The organism is Bradyrhizobium sp. ORS 111, from assembly GCF_045571485.1.
Taxonomy (GTDB): Bacteria; Pseudomonadota; Alphaproteobacteria; order Rhizobiales; family Xanthobacteraceae; genus Bradyrhizobium.
In genome coordinates, this window is sequence record NZ_CP120701.1 from 2,656,790 (window position 1) to 2,671,908 (window position 15,119).

General features: G+C 59.0%; 13 protein-coding genes. 12 read left to right on the plus strand and 1 reads right to left on the minus strand.

Features of this window, described 5'->3' with window-relative positions; all coding sequences use genetic code 11:
• The 9 genes from P6U30_RS12065 to P6U30_RS12105 all read left to right on the plus strand — a co-directional run bounded on the left by P6U30_RS12065 (position 1) and on the right by P6U30_RS12105 (position 11,382).
• Positions 1-303 (plus strand): DUF6614 family protein, encoded by a 303-nt coding sequence (locus tag P6U30_RS12065; protein ID WP_280973004.1) that lies wholly within the window; start codon positions 1-3, stop codon positions 301-303.
• 358 nt (positions 304-661) lie between these two features.
• Positions 662-1,294, plus strand: coding sequence for a hypothetical protein (locus P6U30_RS12070; protein ID WP_348637513.1), 633 nt, complete (start codon positions 662-664; stop codon positions 1,292-1,294).
• A 234-nt stretch (positions 1,295-1,528) separates the two neighbouring features.
• Positions 1,529-2,467, plus strand: a complete 939-nt coding sequence (locus P6U30_RS12075; protein ID WP_280978189.1) for a DUF2493 domain-containing protein — start codon at positions 1,529-1,531, stop codon at positions 2,465-2,467.
• A 915-nt stretch (positions 2,468-3,382) separates the two neighbouring features.
• Positions 3,383-5,860: a 2-aminoethylphosphonate--pyruvate transaminase gene (locus tag P6U30_RS12080; protein ID WP_348638366.1), complete on the plus strand. Its 2,478-nt coding sequence runs from the start codon at positions 3,383-3,385 to the stop codon at positions 5,858-5,860.
• Between the two features lie 32 nt (positions 5,861-5,892).
• Positions 5,893-6,951, plus strand: a complete 1,059-nt coding sequence (gene rtxC / locus P6U30_RS12085) for a dhydrorhizobitoxine desaturase (protein WP_280973003.1) — start codon at positions 5,893-5,895, stop codon at positions 6,949-6,951.
• Between the two features lie 32 nt (positions 6,952-6,983).
• Entirely contained in the window at positions 6,984-7,766 is a 783-nt protein-coding gene (locus P6U30_RS12090; protein ID WP_407169259.1) for a gamma-glutamyl-gamma-aminobutyrate hydrolase family protein, read from the plus strand.
• 9 nt (positions 7,767-7,775) lie between these two features.
• Positions 7,776-8,762, plus strand: coding sequence for an EamA family transporter (locus tag P6U30_RS12095; RefSeq protein ID WP_407169260.1), 987 nt, complete (start codon positions 7,776-7,778; stop codon positions 8,760-8,762).
• Positions 8,759-10,045, plus strand: a complete 1,287-nt coding sequence (locus P6U30_RS12100) for an ATP-grasp domain-containing protein (protein WP_407169261.1) — start codon at positions 8,759-8,761, stop codon at positions 10,043-10,045. Before P6U30_RS12095 ends, P6U30_RS12100 begins: the two co-directional genes overlap by 4 nt.
• Positions 10,045-11,382, plus strand: a complete 1,338-nt coding sequence (locus P6U30_RS12105; RefSeq protein WP_280980457.1) for a glutamine synthetase family protein — start codon at positions 10,045-10,047, stop codon at positions 11,380-11,382. The genes P6U30_RS12100 and P6U30_RS12105 overlap by 1 nt, the downstream gene beginning before the upstream one ends.
• 500 nt (positions 11,383-11,882) lie before the next feature.
• Here P6U30_RS12105 and P6U30_RS12110 read toward each other — a convergent pair whose 3' ends face one another.
• Positions 11,883-12,146 carry a hypothetical protein gene (locus P6U30_RS12110; protein WP_280972998.1) on the minus strand — a complete coding sequence of 88 codons (264 nt, stop codon included), beginning with the start codon at positions 12,144-12,146 and terminating at the stop codon, positions 11,883-11,885.
• On the opposite strand from P6U30_RS12110, the gene P6U30_RS12115 reads away from it, so the two are divergent.
• The 3 genes from P6U30_RS12115 to P6U30_RS12125 all read left to right on the plus strand — a co-directional run bounded on the left by P6U30_RS12115 (position 12,145) and on the right by P6U30_RS12125 (position 14,906).
• Positions 12,145-12,465, plus strand: a complete 321-nt coding sequence (locus P6U30_RS12115; protein ID WP_280972997.1) for a DUF736 domain-containing protein — start codon at positions 12,145-12,147, stop codon at positions 12,463-12,465. The two genes, P6U30_RS12110 and P6U30_RS12115, sit on opposite strands and share 2 nt — an antisense overlap.
• A gap of 1,258 nt (positions 12,466-13,723) precedes the next feature.
• Positions 13,724-14,005, plus strand: coding sequence for an AlpA family transcriptional regulator (locus P6U30_RS12120; RefSeq protein ID WP_280972996.1), 282 nt, complete (start codon positions 13,724-13,726; stop codon positions 14,003-14,005).
• A gap of 19 nt (positions 14,006-14,024) precedes the next feature.
• Complete coding sequence (locus tag P6U30_RS12125; RefSeq protein ID WP_280972994.1) at positions 14,025-14,906, plus strand: replication initiator protein A; 882 nt, start codon at positions 14,025-14,027, stop codon at positions 14,904-14,906.
• Positions 14,907-15,119: the final 213 nt, after the last annotated feature.

Consider the following 15,119-nt stretch of genomic DNA (forward strand, 5'->3'; position numbering starts at 1 on the left):
TTGCGCGACGGCATCAGTGAAGAAGAGTTTTTGCCAAGATTGCACGCCTTCCTCCAGCATTTCATAGATATTGGGTTTGCTACCAGCTATCGCATCATGCGCCGCGAGGCACTGACCGGTTTCGGCAGAACGCTGCCGGTTTTCATGTATCGAGGCGAACTCATCTATCCAGACCTGGAGCGGGAGCATGCCGCGTACGAATACGTCAAACAACGTGGCGAGCAGGTACACTCGCTGCATGTAACGATGAACTCGATGGTCAAACCCGACGCCGACTTCTTTTTGGAGACGCAGATCGGATAGACCGCGAATGTCTGCCTCTATGCGTCGGCTGTCGGGGATACACCGGGCAAATTGTCTCAGGGGCCGGCCGTCGTTCTTGACCCAAGCGGTCCGTAGTCGATTTTAAATCTCCAGGATCGGCCGAACAAAATACCATGCCAAGCGATCGGCGTCACGTTGCTCCATCGGTAGATGAGGGGCGCCTTTGTTCGACGTGGTGAATTGTGTTCCGAACAGGTGCGGATCGAGTCCTACACTGGTAAGCCAATCAGACAGTAGCCGTGCGTACTGGTGCGTGGTTAGGCTGCAGTTAGGTCCTCGCCGGCCGGTGAATAAGTATTCGTCCGGCTTCTTGCCCGTCGCCCTCAGATAGGCGTCGATGGCTTGGCGCGTTGACCCGGTGAGTTCGAATCTGAGCGGCCGTCCCGTCTTCTTTTGTCGGACGCTTGCACGATCGGTCGTCGACTTTCAGCGCCACGACATCGCAGCCACGAAGTTTACCGTCGATGGCCACGTTGAACAGCGCCAGATCACGGACCCGGCCTTCCTTCTTGGTAATGCGCTTCGATTCGGGACGGCCGACGAAGTGCTCGCAGCGGGAGAGGGCATCAAGACCACGCTGTCGCTGCGATGCCCAGCTCCGATGCTGCCAATCGTGCAGCGCTCTCCGCAAAGCACCTTGCTGCGCTCCAGCTTCCGGCCGGCTCTACATGGTGCGTGGTGCCGATTCGGCCGGCGATACAGCAGTGTCGGCCCTGACCAGGCGCGCCGAACAGACAGGTATCGAGGCAATCGCACTGTTGCCCGGCTCGGGGAGTTCAATGAGGAGCTGCGACATTTCGGCCTCGGTCACTTGCGCTCAGCCTTATCCGCCCAGTTCAACTCCACAGGACGCCGCGCGCTTCATCTGTCCCGTCATGACCGGGATTGGCTGAATGACGAGTTCGTGGCGTCGTCATCCGATTCCACGAGGGCGTCCTCTCCCGGCCAAATCCGCACCCCAGCCTTCTGAAGGGCGATCGGACGGCAAGCGGCTCGGCCCTTCAATGGCATGGATCGCGGCTATTTTCCGCCGGCGCTTATCAGCGCCTTTGCATCGCGAAACAAAATAGCCGCGCCTCTGCCATCCTCCGCTGACGCTTCGGCCCTTCGCTGCGCTCCGGGTTCTGGTCCATTCCGCTTGCCGTCGGGTGATCGCCACGAAGGCCGCGATGGGCGCGGCCGAGCCGGCCAAAGGAGCCCACCCATGGCAAGCGACCACGACGACAGCGACCTCGAACCGCCCCACAGTCCGTCCCCGACCGCTCACATCCTCGACGAGCTTCAGCTTTATGGCTTCCGTCCCTTGAAGGATGAACCCGACCCGAGGCCCCTTCCGGAAGGCAACGCTGTCGCCGGCGCCGTTTCCGACATTTTCGGCGCCCTGGTCTCGACCTTGCACGGCACTCGCCTCGAATCGGACCTCGAGGACCTGCTCTGGCAGACCGTCAACCTGTTTCACCGTGCAACAGGCTGGATCGAACGCGAGCTCGACGCCAACGAGCAGGCACAGCAGAGAAGCCAACACGAACAGAATGGCTCAGAGGTGCGATCCGTCGAACTCGAACGGCTCACGGCCGAGGGAATCACACTCGTCGAGCGCCGCAACGCGATGGAGCTCTTCCGCGATCAGGCCGCCGAACGATTCGAAGTCCAGATCGGTTCGCCTTGGCGCCCGCGCTCAGGTTCTGTCGTCAGCCACCGCACATTGACCGCCGCAATGATCGACTCTCGCGATTTCCTCGCCGCAAAGCGCCGCGCTGACGCCGAACTGATGCTGCCGCCCGGCCCGAAGATCGCGCTCACGGGCGGACTCGACTTCAATGATGTGTCATTCATCTGGGATCGGCTCGACAAGGTCCACGCAAAACATCCCGACATGGTTCTGCTCCACGGCGGATCGCCGAAGGGCGTCGAATTGATCGCTGCAAGATGGGCCAGCAATCGCAAGGTACCCCAGATTGCCTTCAAACCGGACTGGACGAAACATGCCAAGGCTGCGCCATTCAAGCGCAACGATGCCATGCTGGCGGTCATGCCGATCGGCCTCATGCACTTCCCAGGCACCGGCATCCAGGAAAATCTTGCCGACAAGGCGAAGAAGCTCGGCATCCCTGTCTGGAGGTTTGGCAAGGATCGCGCATGAGCGAGAATCTCCATCCGCCTCACGTGCCTGCGGGTGTCCGAAGCGCGCAGGCCGAAGTGCCGAACCTTGCGTCGAACTCTGAGACCCGATCCTACCGCCAGGGCTGCTGCAGCTGCGTCTTCTTCCGTCGCATGAGTGCACATGCAATTGCGCAACTGGTTTCAAGAACAGCAACCGTACGACGCCGCGGGCGCGGCTCGGTCCCGCGGTCCCTTCAATTCGGCCGCCGACTTTGACCTATTCGCCACTAGTTGAGGTGCGTGTCAGGAAATATTCACGCGACAACATCTCGGTGAGGGTTGAATCGCACCTAACGTCAAGTTGTACGGTCTCGGAATAGGCAGTGTTGGTATTCACAAACCGAAAAGCTTCGAGCGAGCAACAAAGGTACGAATGTCTCAAGTCTCAGTCTCAGTCTCATGCAAGACGAGCCCCACTGTTAGCGACACTGTAAGGCGGGCGATCTCCGGATCAGGATCGGCACGCGATGGTCTGACGGGCGCCGTTGGCCGAACGTCGACATCCTACGTAAGCAGATCGGCTGACCTGCCTCGCCTGCGATCGAAGATTGGCGGCAAGCTCAACCTGCCTGTGCGCAAGCTCAGGATCGAGCTGACCATTGTACCAATTGCGATCGGAGGCGTGGATCGTAAGCGCAATGTCCAAGAGAGCTCAATGACGTCAGCCACTGGTTTTGCGGAGATCGTTCCGCATCTGCGTAGATATGGAGGTTGTTGTTCGCGGACCTTCGAAAGGCCGACACGCGAGGCGCCATCCTGATTCCGCCGAGTGCCGTGTCGTTCAAAGCGGCCGCAATGAGGGAATCGTCGCCGGCTTCCGGGCTTGACAAAGCGCCGTTTCTCGGTCGCGCCGCAATGCTTCAGATCCGTTGAATACAACAATGAGGGGGATGGTATGACAAGGCAGCGCTCTCTGCTGACGCCTGGTCCAATGTCGCTGTCGGCGGCGGTTAAGACCCAGATGCAATTTGATCTTGCATCGCGTGATTGCGAGTTCAAGGAAGTAACCGCCCGTATGAGGCGGCTGATGCTCAATCTGTCGGGGAACCCTGAAACCTATTCTGTGGTGCCTATTCAGGGTGGCGGCTCTTTTGCCATGGAAGCCGCTCTCTGTTCGTTCGTTGCCCAGGCCGACAAGCCGCTCGTTTGCATCAACGGGATCTACGGGGAGCGCATTCTCAAGATCTTGCGGCTATGGGGCGTCGACGCGCTCCACTTTGTCAAGCGAGCCACCGAGCCTTTGGATCCCCAGGAGGTTGCTGAGCGTCTCAGTCAAAATCCAGGCATCACGCACATCTGCTTTGTCCATTGCGAGACCACGACCGGGATCGTCAACCCGCTGGAAGCGATTGTGGCGGAGGCGAAGCGGCGTGGCGTGAAGACCATTGTCGACGGGATGAGCTCGTTTGGTGCCATCAACACCGATCTGAGCCACGACGGACCGGAAGTCCTTGTCACGTCTAGCAACAAGTGCATAGAAGCGCCGCCGGGAGTCGCTTTTGTCATCGCCTCTCGCGAGCTGCTGGAGAATGCGGCTCACGAACCAAGGTCATTTGTGCTCGACGTAAGAGACCAATGGCGTTCGTTCGAGCGCACGGGAGAGTGGCGATCGACCCCTCCCACTCATATCGTTCAAGCGGTTACAAAAGCGTTGGAGATTTTGCACGCCGAAGGCATTGATGCCAGGCGCCGCAGGTATGAGAAGATAAGGGACCATCTTATCAAAGAACTCGAAGGAGTAGTGTCTCCACTTCTGCCAGCCGACCTGCAGTCGCCCATTTGCGTCGCGTTCACCGCGCCGACCGGAATCTCGGACCAGGTCGCGTTCGATGGCCTATATCGTCATCTGGCGGCTCATAACCTTTACGTCTACTCCAAGTTGCATCCTCCTACCCGCAGCTTTCGGATCGGTTGTATTGGAGAAATCCAATCCAGTTGGATCGAACGGTTGGGGTGCGCTTTTCGCACATATTTCAGGTCAGGTCCGGCGCCGTTGGCGGGGCGGATGTCACCCCAGGAGATTGCCGGCCGGCAAGGCGAGATCTCGCGTCCGGTCGCGACAACCTCCCAGCCCCCATTTTCCACCGAAACTGCCGTTCTGCATGCGGGATACCGGCGTGATCCGACAACAAAAGCTGTCGCGGTGCCGATCTATCAGAACACGGCTTATGAACTCGACGGCGATCTGAACCATATCGCCGATGTCTACAACGTAAAGGCTGATGGTTTCACCTATACCAGGATCATCAACCCAACGACCCGAGCGCTGGAACGAAGGTACGCCGCCGTCGACGTGGGAAGCGACGCGCTCGCGGTTGCATCGGGTCAAGCCGCGACATTCCTTGCGATCGTCAACCTATCAAGCGGCGAGGTGGGGGACAACGTCGTCGCCTCTCCGTATCTGTACGGCAATACCTGGAACCTGCTCCACAACACGCTAAAGCGTCTTGGTATTAGCGTCAGGACAGCGGATCCTCGTAGGCCCGAGACCTTCGAACGTGCAATCGATGATCGCACGATATGTCTGTTCGGAGAGGTGATCTCGAACCCATGCCTTATTCCGCTCCCTGTCAAGCAACTGGCGGAGATCGGCAGAAAGCACGGCGTCCCCCTGGTCGTGGACAATACGACGACACCCTTGGTGTGTCGGCCGTCAGCGCTCGGTGCGGCGATCACGACGTACTCTGCAACCAAATACATATGCGGCCACGGCACGACACTAGGCGGTCTGATCGTTGACAACGGAGAGTTCGATTACCGGGGAGCGTCTCGCTTTCCCCTGTTCAATCATCCTGACGACGCGCATGGGGGAATTATCTGGCGCAACGCGCTGCGGGATGTCGAAGACCTCGGCAAGAGCGAGTTTCTACTGAAAGCGCGAATGACATGGCTGCGCGATACCGGGGCCGCCATCGCCCCCTTTGCGAGTTTTCAACTGATCCAAGGGCTCGAGACACTGCCTCTTCGCATGAAGCAGCACTGCGAGAATGCCAGGATCGTGGCCAGCGTTCTTCAGGAGCATCCAAAAGTGCGGCGCGTCTTCTACCCAGGGCTCTTTGAAGGAGCCGATCGGGAAACTGTCGATCAGACCCTCGATGTCGCGTACGGATATGGGGCGATGGTGATGTTTGAGGTGGAGGACGAACAGGCAGGGCGCAGGTTCATCCAGAACGTCGACTTGATGTATCACGTGTCCAATGTGGGGGATGCCCGCACGCTCGTGACGCACCCTGTGTCCACGACCCACACCACTGTCCCACGGGAAAAGCGTGAGGCCGCCGGCATATTTGGTGGCTCAGTCCGACTGTGCGTCGGCATTGAAGATGTCAACGACATCATCAAGGACTTGGACAAGGCGCTTTCCGCAATCTGACAACCTGTAAGCCCATCAGGAAGGGATTTCTCATGACACAGGCAGAGGCTTGGAAACTGAGGTCGTCGCGCTATGAGGCTGTTCAATTCAGCCGCGAGATCAACAAGCAGCTCTCCGAGCTGAGACCGGACAACATAACGGGAGCCGCCTATATCGCGAAAGATTACGCTGTCATTACAGCTTGCGCGCTCGCGACGGTCTACGTCTCATGGTGGCTCTATCCGCTCGCTGTTCTTCTGATCGGCGCCTACCAGCGGGGATTGACAACGATCGCGCACGATGCGGCTCACCGCACCCTCGCGAAAAACACGACCTGGAACTATGTCCTTGGCATTCTGTTCGCCGCCTATCCCTTGTTTCAGCGCCACTGGGCTTACCGGATTTCACATGTCTACCAACATCATCCCTATCTCGGCGACCCGCAGAAGGACCCTGATCTGAAGTTCTTCCTGGCCAGCGGCGTCTACGACGTCCAGCCCCCGGGACGCTACGCCTTCAACATGATCTGGAAGCCGATATTGGGTGGCGCGACAGTCGCGTACCTGAAGTATCTCTGGACCAACCGGTTTTCGATAACAGATGCCGATGACGCGAGCCGGTCGGGCATACTTATCGACAAGTATGGCTTCTATCTTTTCTGGACGACCATCTTGGTCGGATCATATGCCCTTGGACTGCTCCACATCGTCGTGCTGTTCTGGATCGTGCCCTATCTCTCCACGTTTCAGGTCCTCGGCTGGTTTATCGAGCTCGCCGAACACTCCCCCATGTGCGAGACGGAGACGCAGAACGTCTATCTAACCCGGAATAGGAAAGGAAACTTCCTCGAGCGAGCCATCTTTGGTCAGAACCTGGATGAATATCACCTCGAGCATCATCTGTCGCCCGGCATTCCGTTTTGGCTCCTGCACAAGGCACAGAAGATTCGAATGCAAGATCCTCATTACGCAAGCGTTGCTGCGACCTGGGGAGGGCTCTTCGTCAAGGGACCCCAAGGTCAACCCAGCGTCATGACTCAACTAAAGGAACGAAATCGACGCCTGTATGAGCAGTCGTTGACCAGCGTCGATACGAAAGAGCAACCAGCTTGACATCGCAACGGAGACTCTCGACCCGAGCCGTCGTGGGCGTCACGTCAAATCGCCTCTTGGTGGATGGCGTGCACCGCGACTGGTTGCGCCGCAAGTATCTGCACGCCCTCGCTCACTATGCCGGCGTGACCTGTGTGATACTGCCGACCATCGATGCTGAGGATGTGAACGCCGATGCCGGACTGGCGATCATGCCCAGATTGGACGGCCTCGTGTTGACAGGAGATGAATCGAACATTGATCCTGCAATCTTGCGCGCGCCCGCTTCCCTTGCGAAGACAAGCGAGCAGGACGTTGAAGGAGGCATCCGCGACCGCCCACGCGACCGGCTGTCGGCGGCGGCCATCGAGAGGGCCGTTGCCTACGGGATGCCGATCTTGGGCATTTGCCGTGGGCTGCAGGAGCTTAACGTCTACTTCGGCGGCACGCTTCACCCGTCGCTTTCGCAGTGGAAGTCCGAAAGTGGTCAGATGCATGCCGAGAAAGCAGATCTTCCAAGGGATCGGCAATACGATGTGGCACATAGCGTAAGGATATGTCCTGACGGCGCGCTCTTTCCGATCGCCGGCGCGACCGAAGCGCAAGTGAACTCCTTGCATAATCAAGGCATCGAACAGCTTGCCGCTGCGCTGAAGCCAGAGGCCTGGGCGTCCGACGGTCTGGTTGAAGCGGCGTCTGTCATTGGCGCGCCGACGCTGCAGATTGGCGTGCAATGGCACCCCGAATGGCACGTGGCAACCGACCGCGTGAGCAAGCAGCTCTTCAGCGCATTTGGCGACGCGTGCGCTGCGTACTGCCAAAGCAAGACATACTAGGGGCGGATCGTGAAGTTCCGATCGAAATGCGGCCCTGCGGAGCCGAACGGAGAATCCCGCAGGTCCGGTTCGCCGCAAGCCGCGCCCGGGCTGCTGACCAATCGCTTCGCCGCGGGAGTGGTCTTTGTGGCCCTCTACGTCACCGTGAGTGCCGCAGGTGAGGTCTATGCTGCTTCATATTTCCAGCAGGCAGACGCGTCCATCGCTCTTCTGCTGTCCTTTGGTCTGGTATGTATGACCTTCAACGTCTTGGCTCGCCGGGCAGGCGGACGAGTGGAAGTCACGAAGTCGTCGCTTCCGGTCTTTGTCTCACTCAATTTCGTGACCGCGATAAGCTGGGTTGGGCTGTTCGTCGGACTGACGTACGCCGAACCTGCCATCATCGTCGCGTTCATGGTGGCGTTGGGGCCTTCCGCAACAGTGTGGCTAAACGCGCTGATCAGAAAGCAGGGCATTCCCCCAAGGTCAGATATTGTCGTGAGCCTTCTGATTGCGGTCGTTGGCAGTTACATGATCTGGATTTCGGCGACCGGAAACGCCGGCGTCGCGTGGGGACCTCAATCGTCCTTTGGCATCTTCCTGGCAGTCGTGGCCGGTCTATCGCTTGCCCTTACCAATATCCTCGTGAAAATGCTGTTCGATCGTGGATTCTCCGGTCGTCAAGTGCTGGCCCATCGCTTCTACGGGGCGATCCTCTTGCTGCTTGCGCTGAGCGATCATTCCTCTATCGCGTCGGAGATCGCGCAGCATTGGTGCGCAATCGTAGTGATCGCGCTATCGACAATCATTGTGCCGTTGCTCTTGATACAGGAGGGCATTCGCCGCGTGGAGCCGTTCACGGTGAACATGGTCCTGTCCACGGCTCCGATCATCACATTTTTGTTCCAGTATTTCGACGCTCGCATCGTGCCGTCTTCATACACGTTCGTTGGAAATCTTCTCATCACGGCTATCGCCCTGTGCAACATCTACTTGCAGTATCGGAGATCCGCATGAAGGAACGGCATTGTGTAATAGTGGACGCATATTCAACCGGCCGATACCTGCCGGAGGAGTTCAAGCGGTATGGAATTGGAACGGTGCATGTGATGTCGTCTGCACAGATTCCAACCATCTTTCGCTCGCATTTCGACGATCGGTTATATGATGAGGTCATTCGTCCGAGCGAATGCATGGCTGACGATCGGCTTGTCGAGCATCACCTGCAAGCCCTTAGAGGTCGAGAATTCGACTTCGTGATAGCCGGATGTGAGACAGGAGTTGAGCTGGCCGACTGCCTGTCCGAACGGCTGGGCTTGCCGACGAACGGGACCGCCATGTCGTCTGCAAGACGAGACAAATCGCGCCTGGCTGAGGCGTTGAGGTCTGCGGGGGTACGATCGATCAGTCAACTGGTGTCTGATAATGCGGAGGACGTCATAAGTTGGATGCGTCAGGAACATTTCGACGAAATCGTCATCAAGCCGGTGAACAGCACCGGTACGGAGGATGTATTTTTCTGCGCGACTGATGCGGATGTCCGGCGAGCGTTAAGTGTCATCGTCGGAAAGACGAACCGCGTCGGATCGTTGAACCGCGTTGCCCTTGCTCAGGAGAAGATAAACGGTCAACAGTACACCGTAAATGCAGTCTCGATCGAGGGGGAAACGTTCGTCACCGAGGTGTGGACCTATGACACCGTTCCCATAAAAGGGGCGGGGTCGGTCTGCTCGCTCGAGCGACTGTTGGGAGGTAAGGAGCCCGTCGTTCAAGAGCTGTCCGACTATTTGGTCCGAGCATTGCAGGCGCTGAAGATCGTCAACGGACCCGCTCATGCCGAGATCTTCGTTGATGATCGGGGAGCGGTTTTGGTGGACTTTGGAGCAAGGCTTCAAGGGACAATGTCGACAAAGGCCCGGACGATGGCTTTGGGTCACAATCATATGACGCTGACTGCGTGGCGCTATGCAGATCCCGTCGGCTTTGCGGAGTATATGAGGCGGCGCGGGCCGTACATGCGGCGCGCTCACGCGCTGTGTGTCTCGCTCATCTCCGATGTGGGCGGTGTTGTTGCTGGATATCCGGGACTCGAGGCAATCCGCGGACTGCCGAGCTTTGCGGATGCGATTGCATTCGTTCCGATTGGTCAGAACCTCGTACCGACGATTGACTTGGCGTCAACGCCGGGCATCGTGTATCTCGTCAACAATAACTTGATCCAGCTCGAGGATGACTATCGAGCGTTGCGCGCCATGCGTATGGACCAGGTGTTCGAGTTGAAGACGCAAGGACAGCATTGATGTCGGGCGAAGTAAGGGGGAGCGCCGCGAATGGAGCCCGTGCGGCAATGATTGGCGTGTGCGACTTTGACGGCGTCCTTCGAGGCAAGCACGTGATGGCCGACGATGTCCTTGATGGAGACAAGCTCATCAAATTCTCGGAGGCCGTGCTCGCCTGGGACTGCGCAGACCAGGTGATCCCGGCGACTGTCACACAAAAGCCGACATCAGCATTCGCAGATGCCGACCTGCGGATTCTCTCACGCACTGGTCGCCCGGTGTCTCCTGATCGTCGTCAGTACCTCTATCTTGCTGAGTTTGTGGGAGCGCATGAGAGCATCTGCCCGCGTGGCGTCTTGCGTAAAGTCCTACGAAGAGCTGCCGATCACGGATATGGCTGCACAGCCGGATTCGAGTTCGAGTTTGTGCTATTCAAAGAAACCGCCGAGACAATTGACGGCAAGCCATTTGACCAATGGACTCCTTTGACGCACGGGCCGTTCGGCTATTCAGTCGCACGCGCCGTCGCACACAATGAGCTGTTCGACGAAATCCGCGTGCTTTGCAAGAACGCTGGAATACCTCTCAGCGGGCTTCATTTTGAAACGGGGCCTGGCGTTATTGAAGCGGCACTTCGCCATTGCGATGCCCTGGATGCTGCCGACCGTGCCGTGATATTCAAGTCGATGATAAAATCGTGGGCGCAGACGCGAGGCCTGATGGCGACCTTCATGGCCAAGGTGTCCGAGAACTGGCCGGGCCAGTCGGGCCATATTCATATCTCGATGTCGTCGGGCGGCGAGAATCTATTCTACGACCGCGAAACCAACCGTAACGTCTCGAAAGCCATGCGTCAGTTCGTCGGCGGACAGCTGAAGTACATGAAAGAGTTTTGTGTGCTCGCCGCGCCCAACGTGAACAGCTATAAACGGCTAAGGCCCGGCTATTGGGCTCCAACCTGCCCGAGCTGGGGGCTCGACAACCGCTCCTGCGCAGTACGCGTCATTCCGGGAGAGCCAGCCGCGCACCGCATCGAATACAGGCTGAGTGGCGCCGACGTGAACCCCTATCTCGCCCTCTCATGTGCTATCGGCTCCGGCCTGCTGGGGATCGAGGAGGACGTTGGCTTGACAGCTCCAGTTGCCGGTGATGCAAGTGCACTAAACTGCGCTGCGGCCGAGCGTCTTCCCCAAGATCTATCGGAGGCGACAGGTCGGTTTGTACAATCTCCAGAGGCGGTTGACCTTTTTGGAGGCGAGTTTGTCGAAGCTTTTTCGTCGTCCCGCCGCTGGGAGTGGGAAGTGGTTCAGCACCGAGTCACTGACTTTGAACGTCAGCGATACTTCGAAATCATTTAGAGCAGGCAGCGCGTACGGTCAGCGAACCAGTCGGACGACGGCTCAAGCGCCGGACGATGCTCTCGTCTGCATCTGAGTGGTTCCGGACAGCTGGTACGACCGCCTGCCTCTGTGCGGCCGTCAGTGTCGGCATAGCGCGGACGCGGATTATTGTTCTGGACACGCGCCCAGGCGGGCGTTCTGCATCTATGCCTCGACCGGTTCCGAGTGCCGACGCGAGAGGGATCGTCTTGCCGTCTCCTTGTCGACGGAATCCTTTCCATTATCGCGCTGACCAGCTTGTCGCCGGATGACGTGTCGGCGAACGCGCGGCCTGGGTCGCACTGAGCGTGCCGAGTGTCATTGGGCCCATGATGTGCCGGCGGCAGGCGCGTCGTTGCGGCATTGTGCCATTCGACGATTGCGCCTTTTCTTCGCATGCTCTTTCCTTCTCTACGCCCAGCCCAGACGACCCCTTGTGTTGGACAACGACGTCCGCCAAGTCTTGCTCTCCAGAGTGTTCAGCGCTCGGACGCACCTGACCTCGTTGGCTCGATCTGGCCGACGACCGGCTGCGCCTCGATCGTCTGAGCCGCAACGCCGGCAATCAAAACTTTCTTCCCCTGGGCTGACGCCCATTCCTCGCGAGACAAGAAAGTTTCTCGCCGGCGTCCTTCGCTGCGCTCCGGCCCAGAAGCGGGTGCGCCGCCGATCGTCGTCGGCCTGTAGATCGCCATCGAGGCTGCGGTGGTCGCGGGCTCGAACAACAGAAGGAGAAGAGACATGGCTAACATCGGTTCTTTCAAGAAGGTCGGCAACGATTTTCAGGGAGAGATCATCACGCTGAGCCTGCAGGCCAAGGGTGTCCGAATCGTCGCCGAGGCCAGCCGCGGAAACGAGAACGCTCCGAGCCATCGCGTCTATGTGGGTCGAGCGGAGATCGGAGCGGCCTGGTCAAAGCGCTCCGAGGAGGGCCGGGATTACCTGTCACTCAAGCTCGATGATCCGTCGTTCAACGCGCCGATCTATGCGAATTTGTTCGACGATGAAGCCGGCGAAGGCTATACGCTGCTCTGGTCGCGGCCGCGCAAGAACGGCGACTGAGGTCGATCCGTCGAAGCCCCGCCCGGTTCATCGGGCGGGGCGCTTCGTTGTTTTGTCCACTGGTCAGCGAGTATCCGTCGTCGCCGGATGACCCGCTCGCATCGACTACTCGATCTGCGCCCGAGGCGCTCGCTCGGCGTCCCATGCGATACAGTTGCGACCGCCAGGGCGCTCGCGGTCGCGACTTTGCTATGAATCAGGGCGGGCTGGTTCGCAGCTGGCGTACGCGCCGGCTGTTCGGGGAAACTCCAGATACGCGCGATCTCGGGCGACGGTTCGCCGTCGGCAGCCGACAATGGGCCCCCTCTGTAGTCGTCGTGCTGACTCCCATCGAGGCGCGGCGTGCAATCCCGCCTCGTTCTGAAAACGGTGCAGCTGCATAGCACGATGCCAGCACCGTCTTGAAAACGCTGTCGGTATCCACACTGCTGACGAGCGATCCGGTCATTGCAGGCCACCGTGTTGATCGTTGCTCAGCCAGCCCGATCTCACTCCTGAGCACCTCGACATTCGCCCCGGCCAGCGATGCAGCAAGTTCGGCGCCCCCCCTGACATATGATATCGCCAGGCAGCGATCGGCTTCTCGGACAGGGGGCACTCGCGCATCGCGGCTCGTCATTGCAGTCGGCCCAGTCTCCGAATCTGTCAAAATGGTAACGGGATCCAATGTTTGCTGGATTGGCCGCAACTCACTTAGCTGACACTCGAAGGCTGGTTGATTGGCGGACGCGTGCGCTGGTGAGCTGGTTTGTGCACTCGGGGCAACGGCCAGCCGACTTCAATGCTTCGTGGATCGATCTTCATTCTGTCCCCAACGTAGGCCGTTCAAGGTTTCTTCAGTATTCCAGGCGCGGCTTTCGAAAAGCGGACCTGACGGAAAGGAAAGCCATAGAGGCTCAAATTCGTTTGACTGTGGCCGGCTCGACCTCCATCGCTGAGCAGGAGAATGCCGCGCGAATGCAGCATGCGCCGGGTAAACCCCGCCCTTCGGCGCATCTAAAAGCTCCCGTTTGCCCCGTTTCGGTGCGCCCCAGTGGCCAGCGAACAGATGAGAGCGCCGACGGGGCCTGCCACTGATGCAGGGTGGATATGGCTGACTTCCATGAGCTGGACGTAGAGAGCTAGCGCTATCAGCTTGGGGTATCGAAAATCGGCCCCTCAATATTCGGCATCCCGCTCCGAAAACAAGCTCCTCCATAATGACCACACGCACGGCGGCGCTGCCGTGCGCAGCGTGCTGTCATCCAGGAGCTATCTAATGCCCGATCCAATGGCCGGCCTACCCCCACGCTTTCTGCGTACGGCAGAAGCGGCGCGTTATCTCGGCCTGTCCGGTCGCACGCTTGAAAAGCACCGTACATACGGCACTGGCCCGACCTATCGCAAGATTGGCGGTCGCGTCGTCTACGCCTTGGATGATCTGAAAGCTTGGGCCGATCTCGGCTCCCGGACATCAACTTCCGATCCCGGCAAGGGGGCTGTACTGCCGGCCAAGAAGCACCCGACCCTGCGCCCGTATGCGGGACAAGAACGCCGGTGAGCATCGGGGGGAGCTTGCGATGCGACTTAAACATCACTCCGAGCGAGACCAACTCCAGCTGTTTCGAGCGCTGCCTGGCGATCTCGCGCCCCGGGACACCCAGGATCTTATGGCGTATCCATTCTTTTCGCTCGCGAAAACGAAGCGGATCGTGCCTATCGATTTCCGCGCCGGCACAATAGCAATTCGCGTTGAAGCCGTGCCGGAGCACGGTATGGCCACCATCTGGGATGCGGATGTTCTGATCTGGGCAGCTTCCCAGATCGTCGAAGCACGCGACGCGGGCTTGAAGACTTCACGCCTCATGGCTGCAACGCCTTACGAGATTCTGACGTTTGCCGGCCGCGGGACAGGCGCGCGAGACTATGATCGGCTGAAGGCGGGCCTCGACAGGTTGCAGTCAACGACGGTGCTGACATCGATCCGTCAACCTGCTGAGCGGCGGCGACATCGTTTTTCATGGATCAACGAGTGGAAAGAAACTGCCGATGCAAACGGGCGCGCACGCGGGCTGGAGTTGATCCTCCCCGATTGGTTCTATGCAGGCGTTATCGACGACTCGCTCGTGCTCACGATCGATCGCACTTACTTCGATCTGACAGGCGGACTTGAGCGCTGGCTTTATCGGCTCGTGCGCAAGCACGGTGGCCGCCAGGTCGGCGGCTGGAGTTTTGACCTTGTGCACCTCCATGCCAAGTCCGGCAGCCTCTCGCCGCTCAAGCATTTTGCATACGACGTACGGCAGATTGTCCAGCGTCAGACATTGCCCGGCTACCGGCTCTTGCTCACCCGCGATCGGACCGGCGCTGAGCGGTTGAAGTTCGCGTGCACCCCGATCGGCCCGCTCACCCAAGGACTTCGCGGGCGCGGTATCACTCCAAACTCGGAGGACGGCCTGTGAATCAGCTCGTGCTATCGGGGACTGCGCCCCTCGTGCTATCGAGGACCGAATCCTCGTGCTATCGAGGACCGAAATCGAGCTCAAGTGCCTGTTTTTCAGCGCTTTGCGGTCGCTGTAACGTTACTAACATACTGACACTAACTTCTTGTTGTGAATCAGTGCGTTGTGAACAAGTCGTGCGCCGCTCTGGTGAGGATGCCTCATGCACGTTCT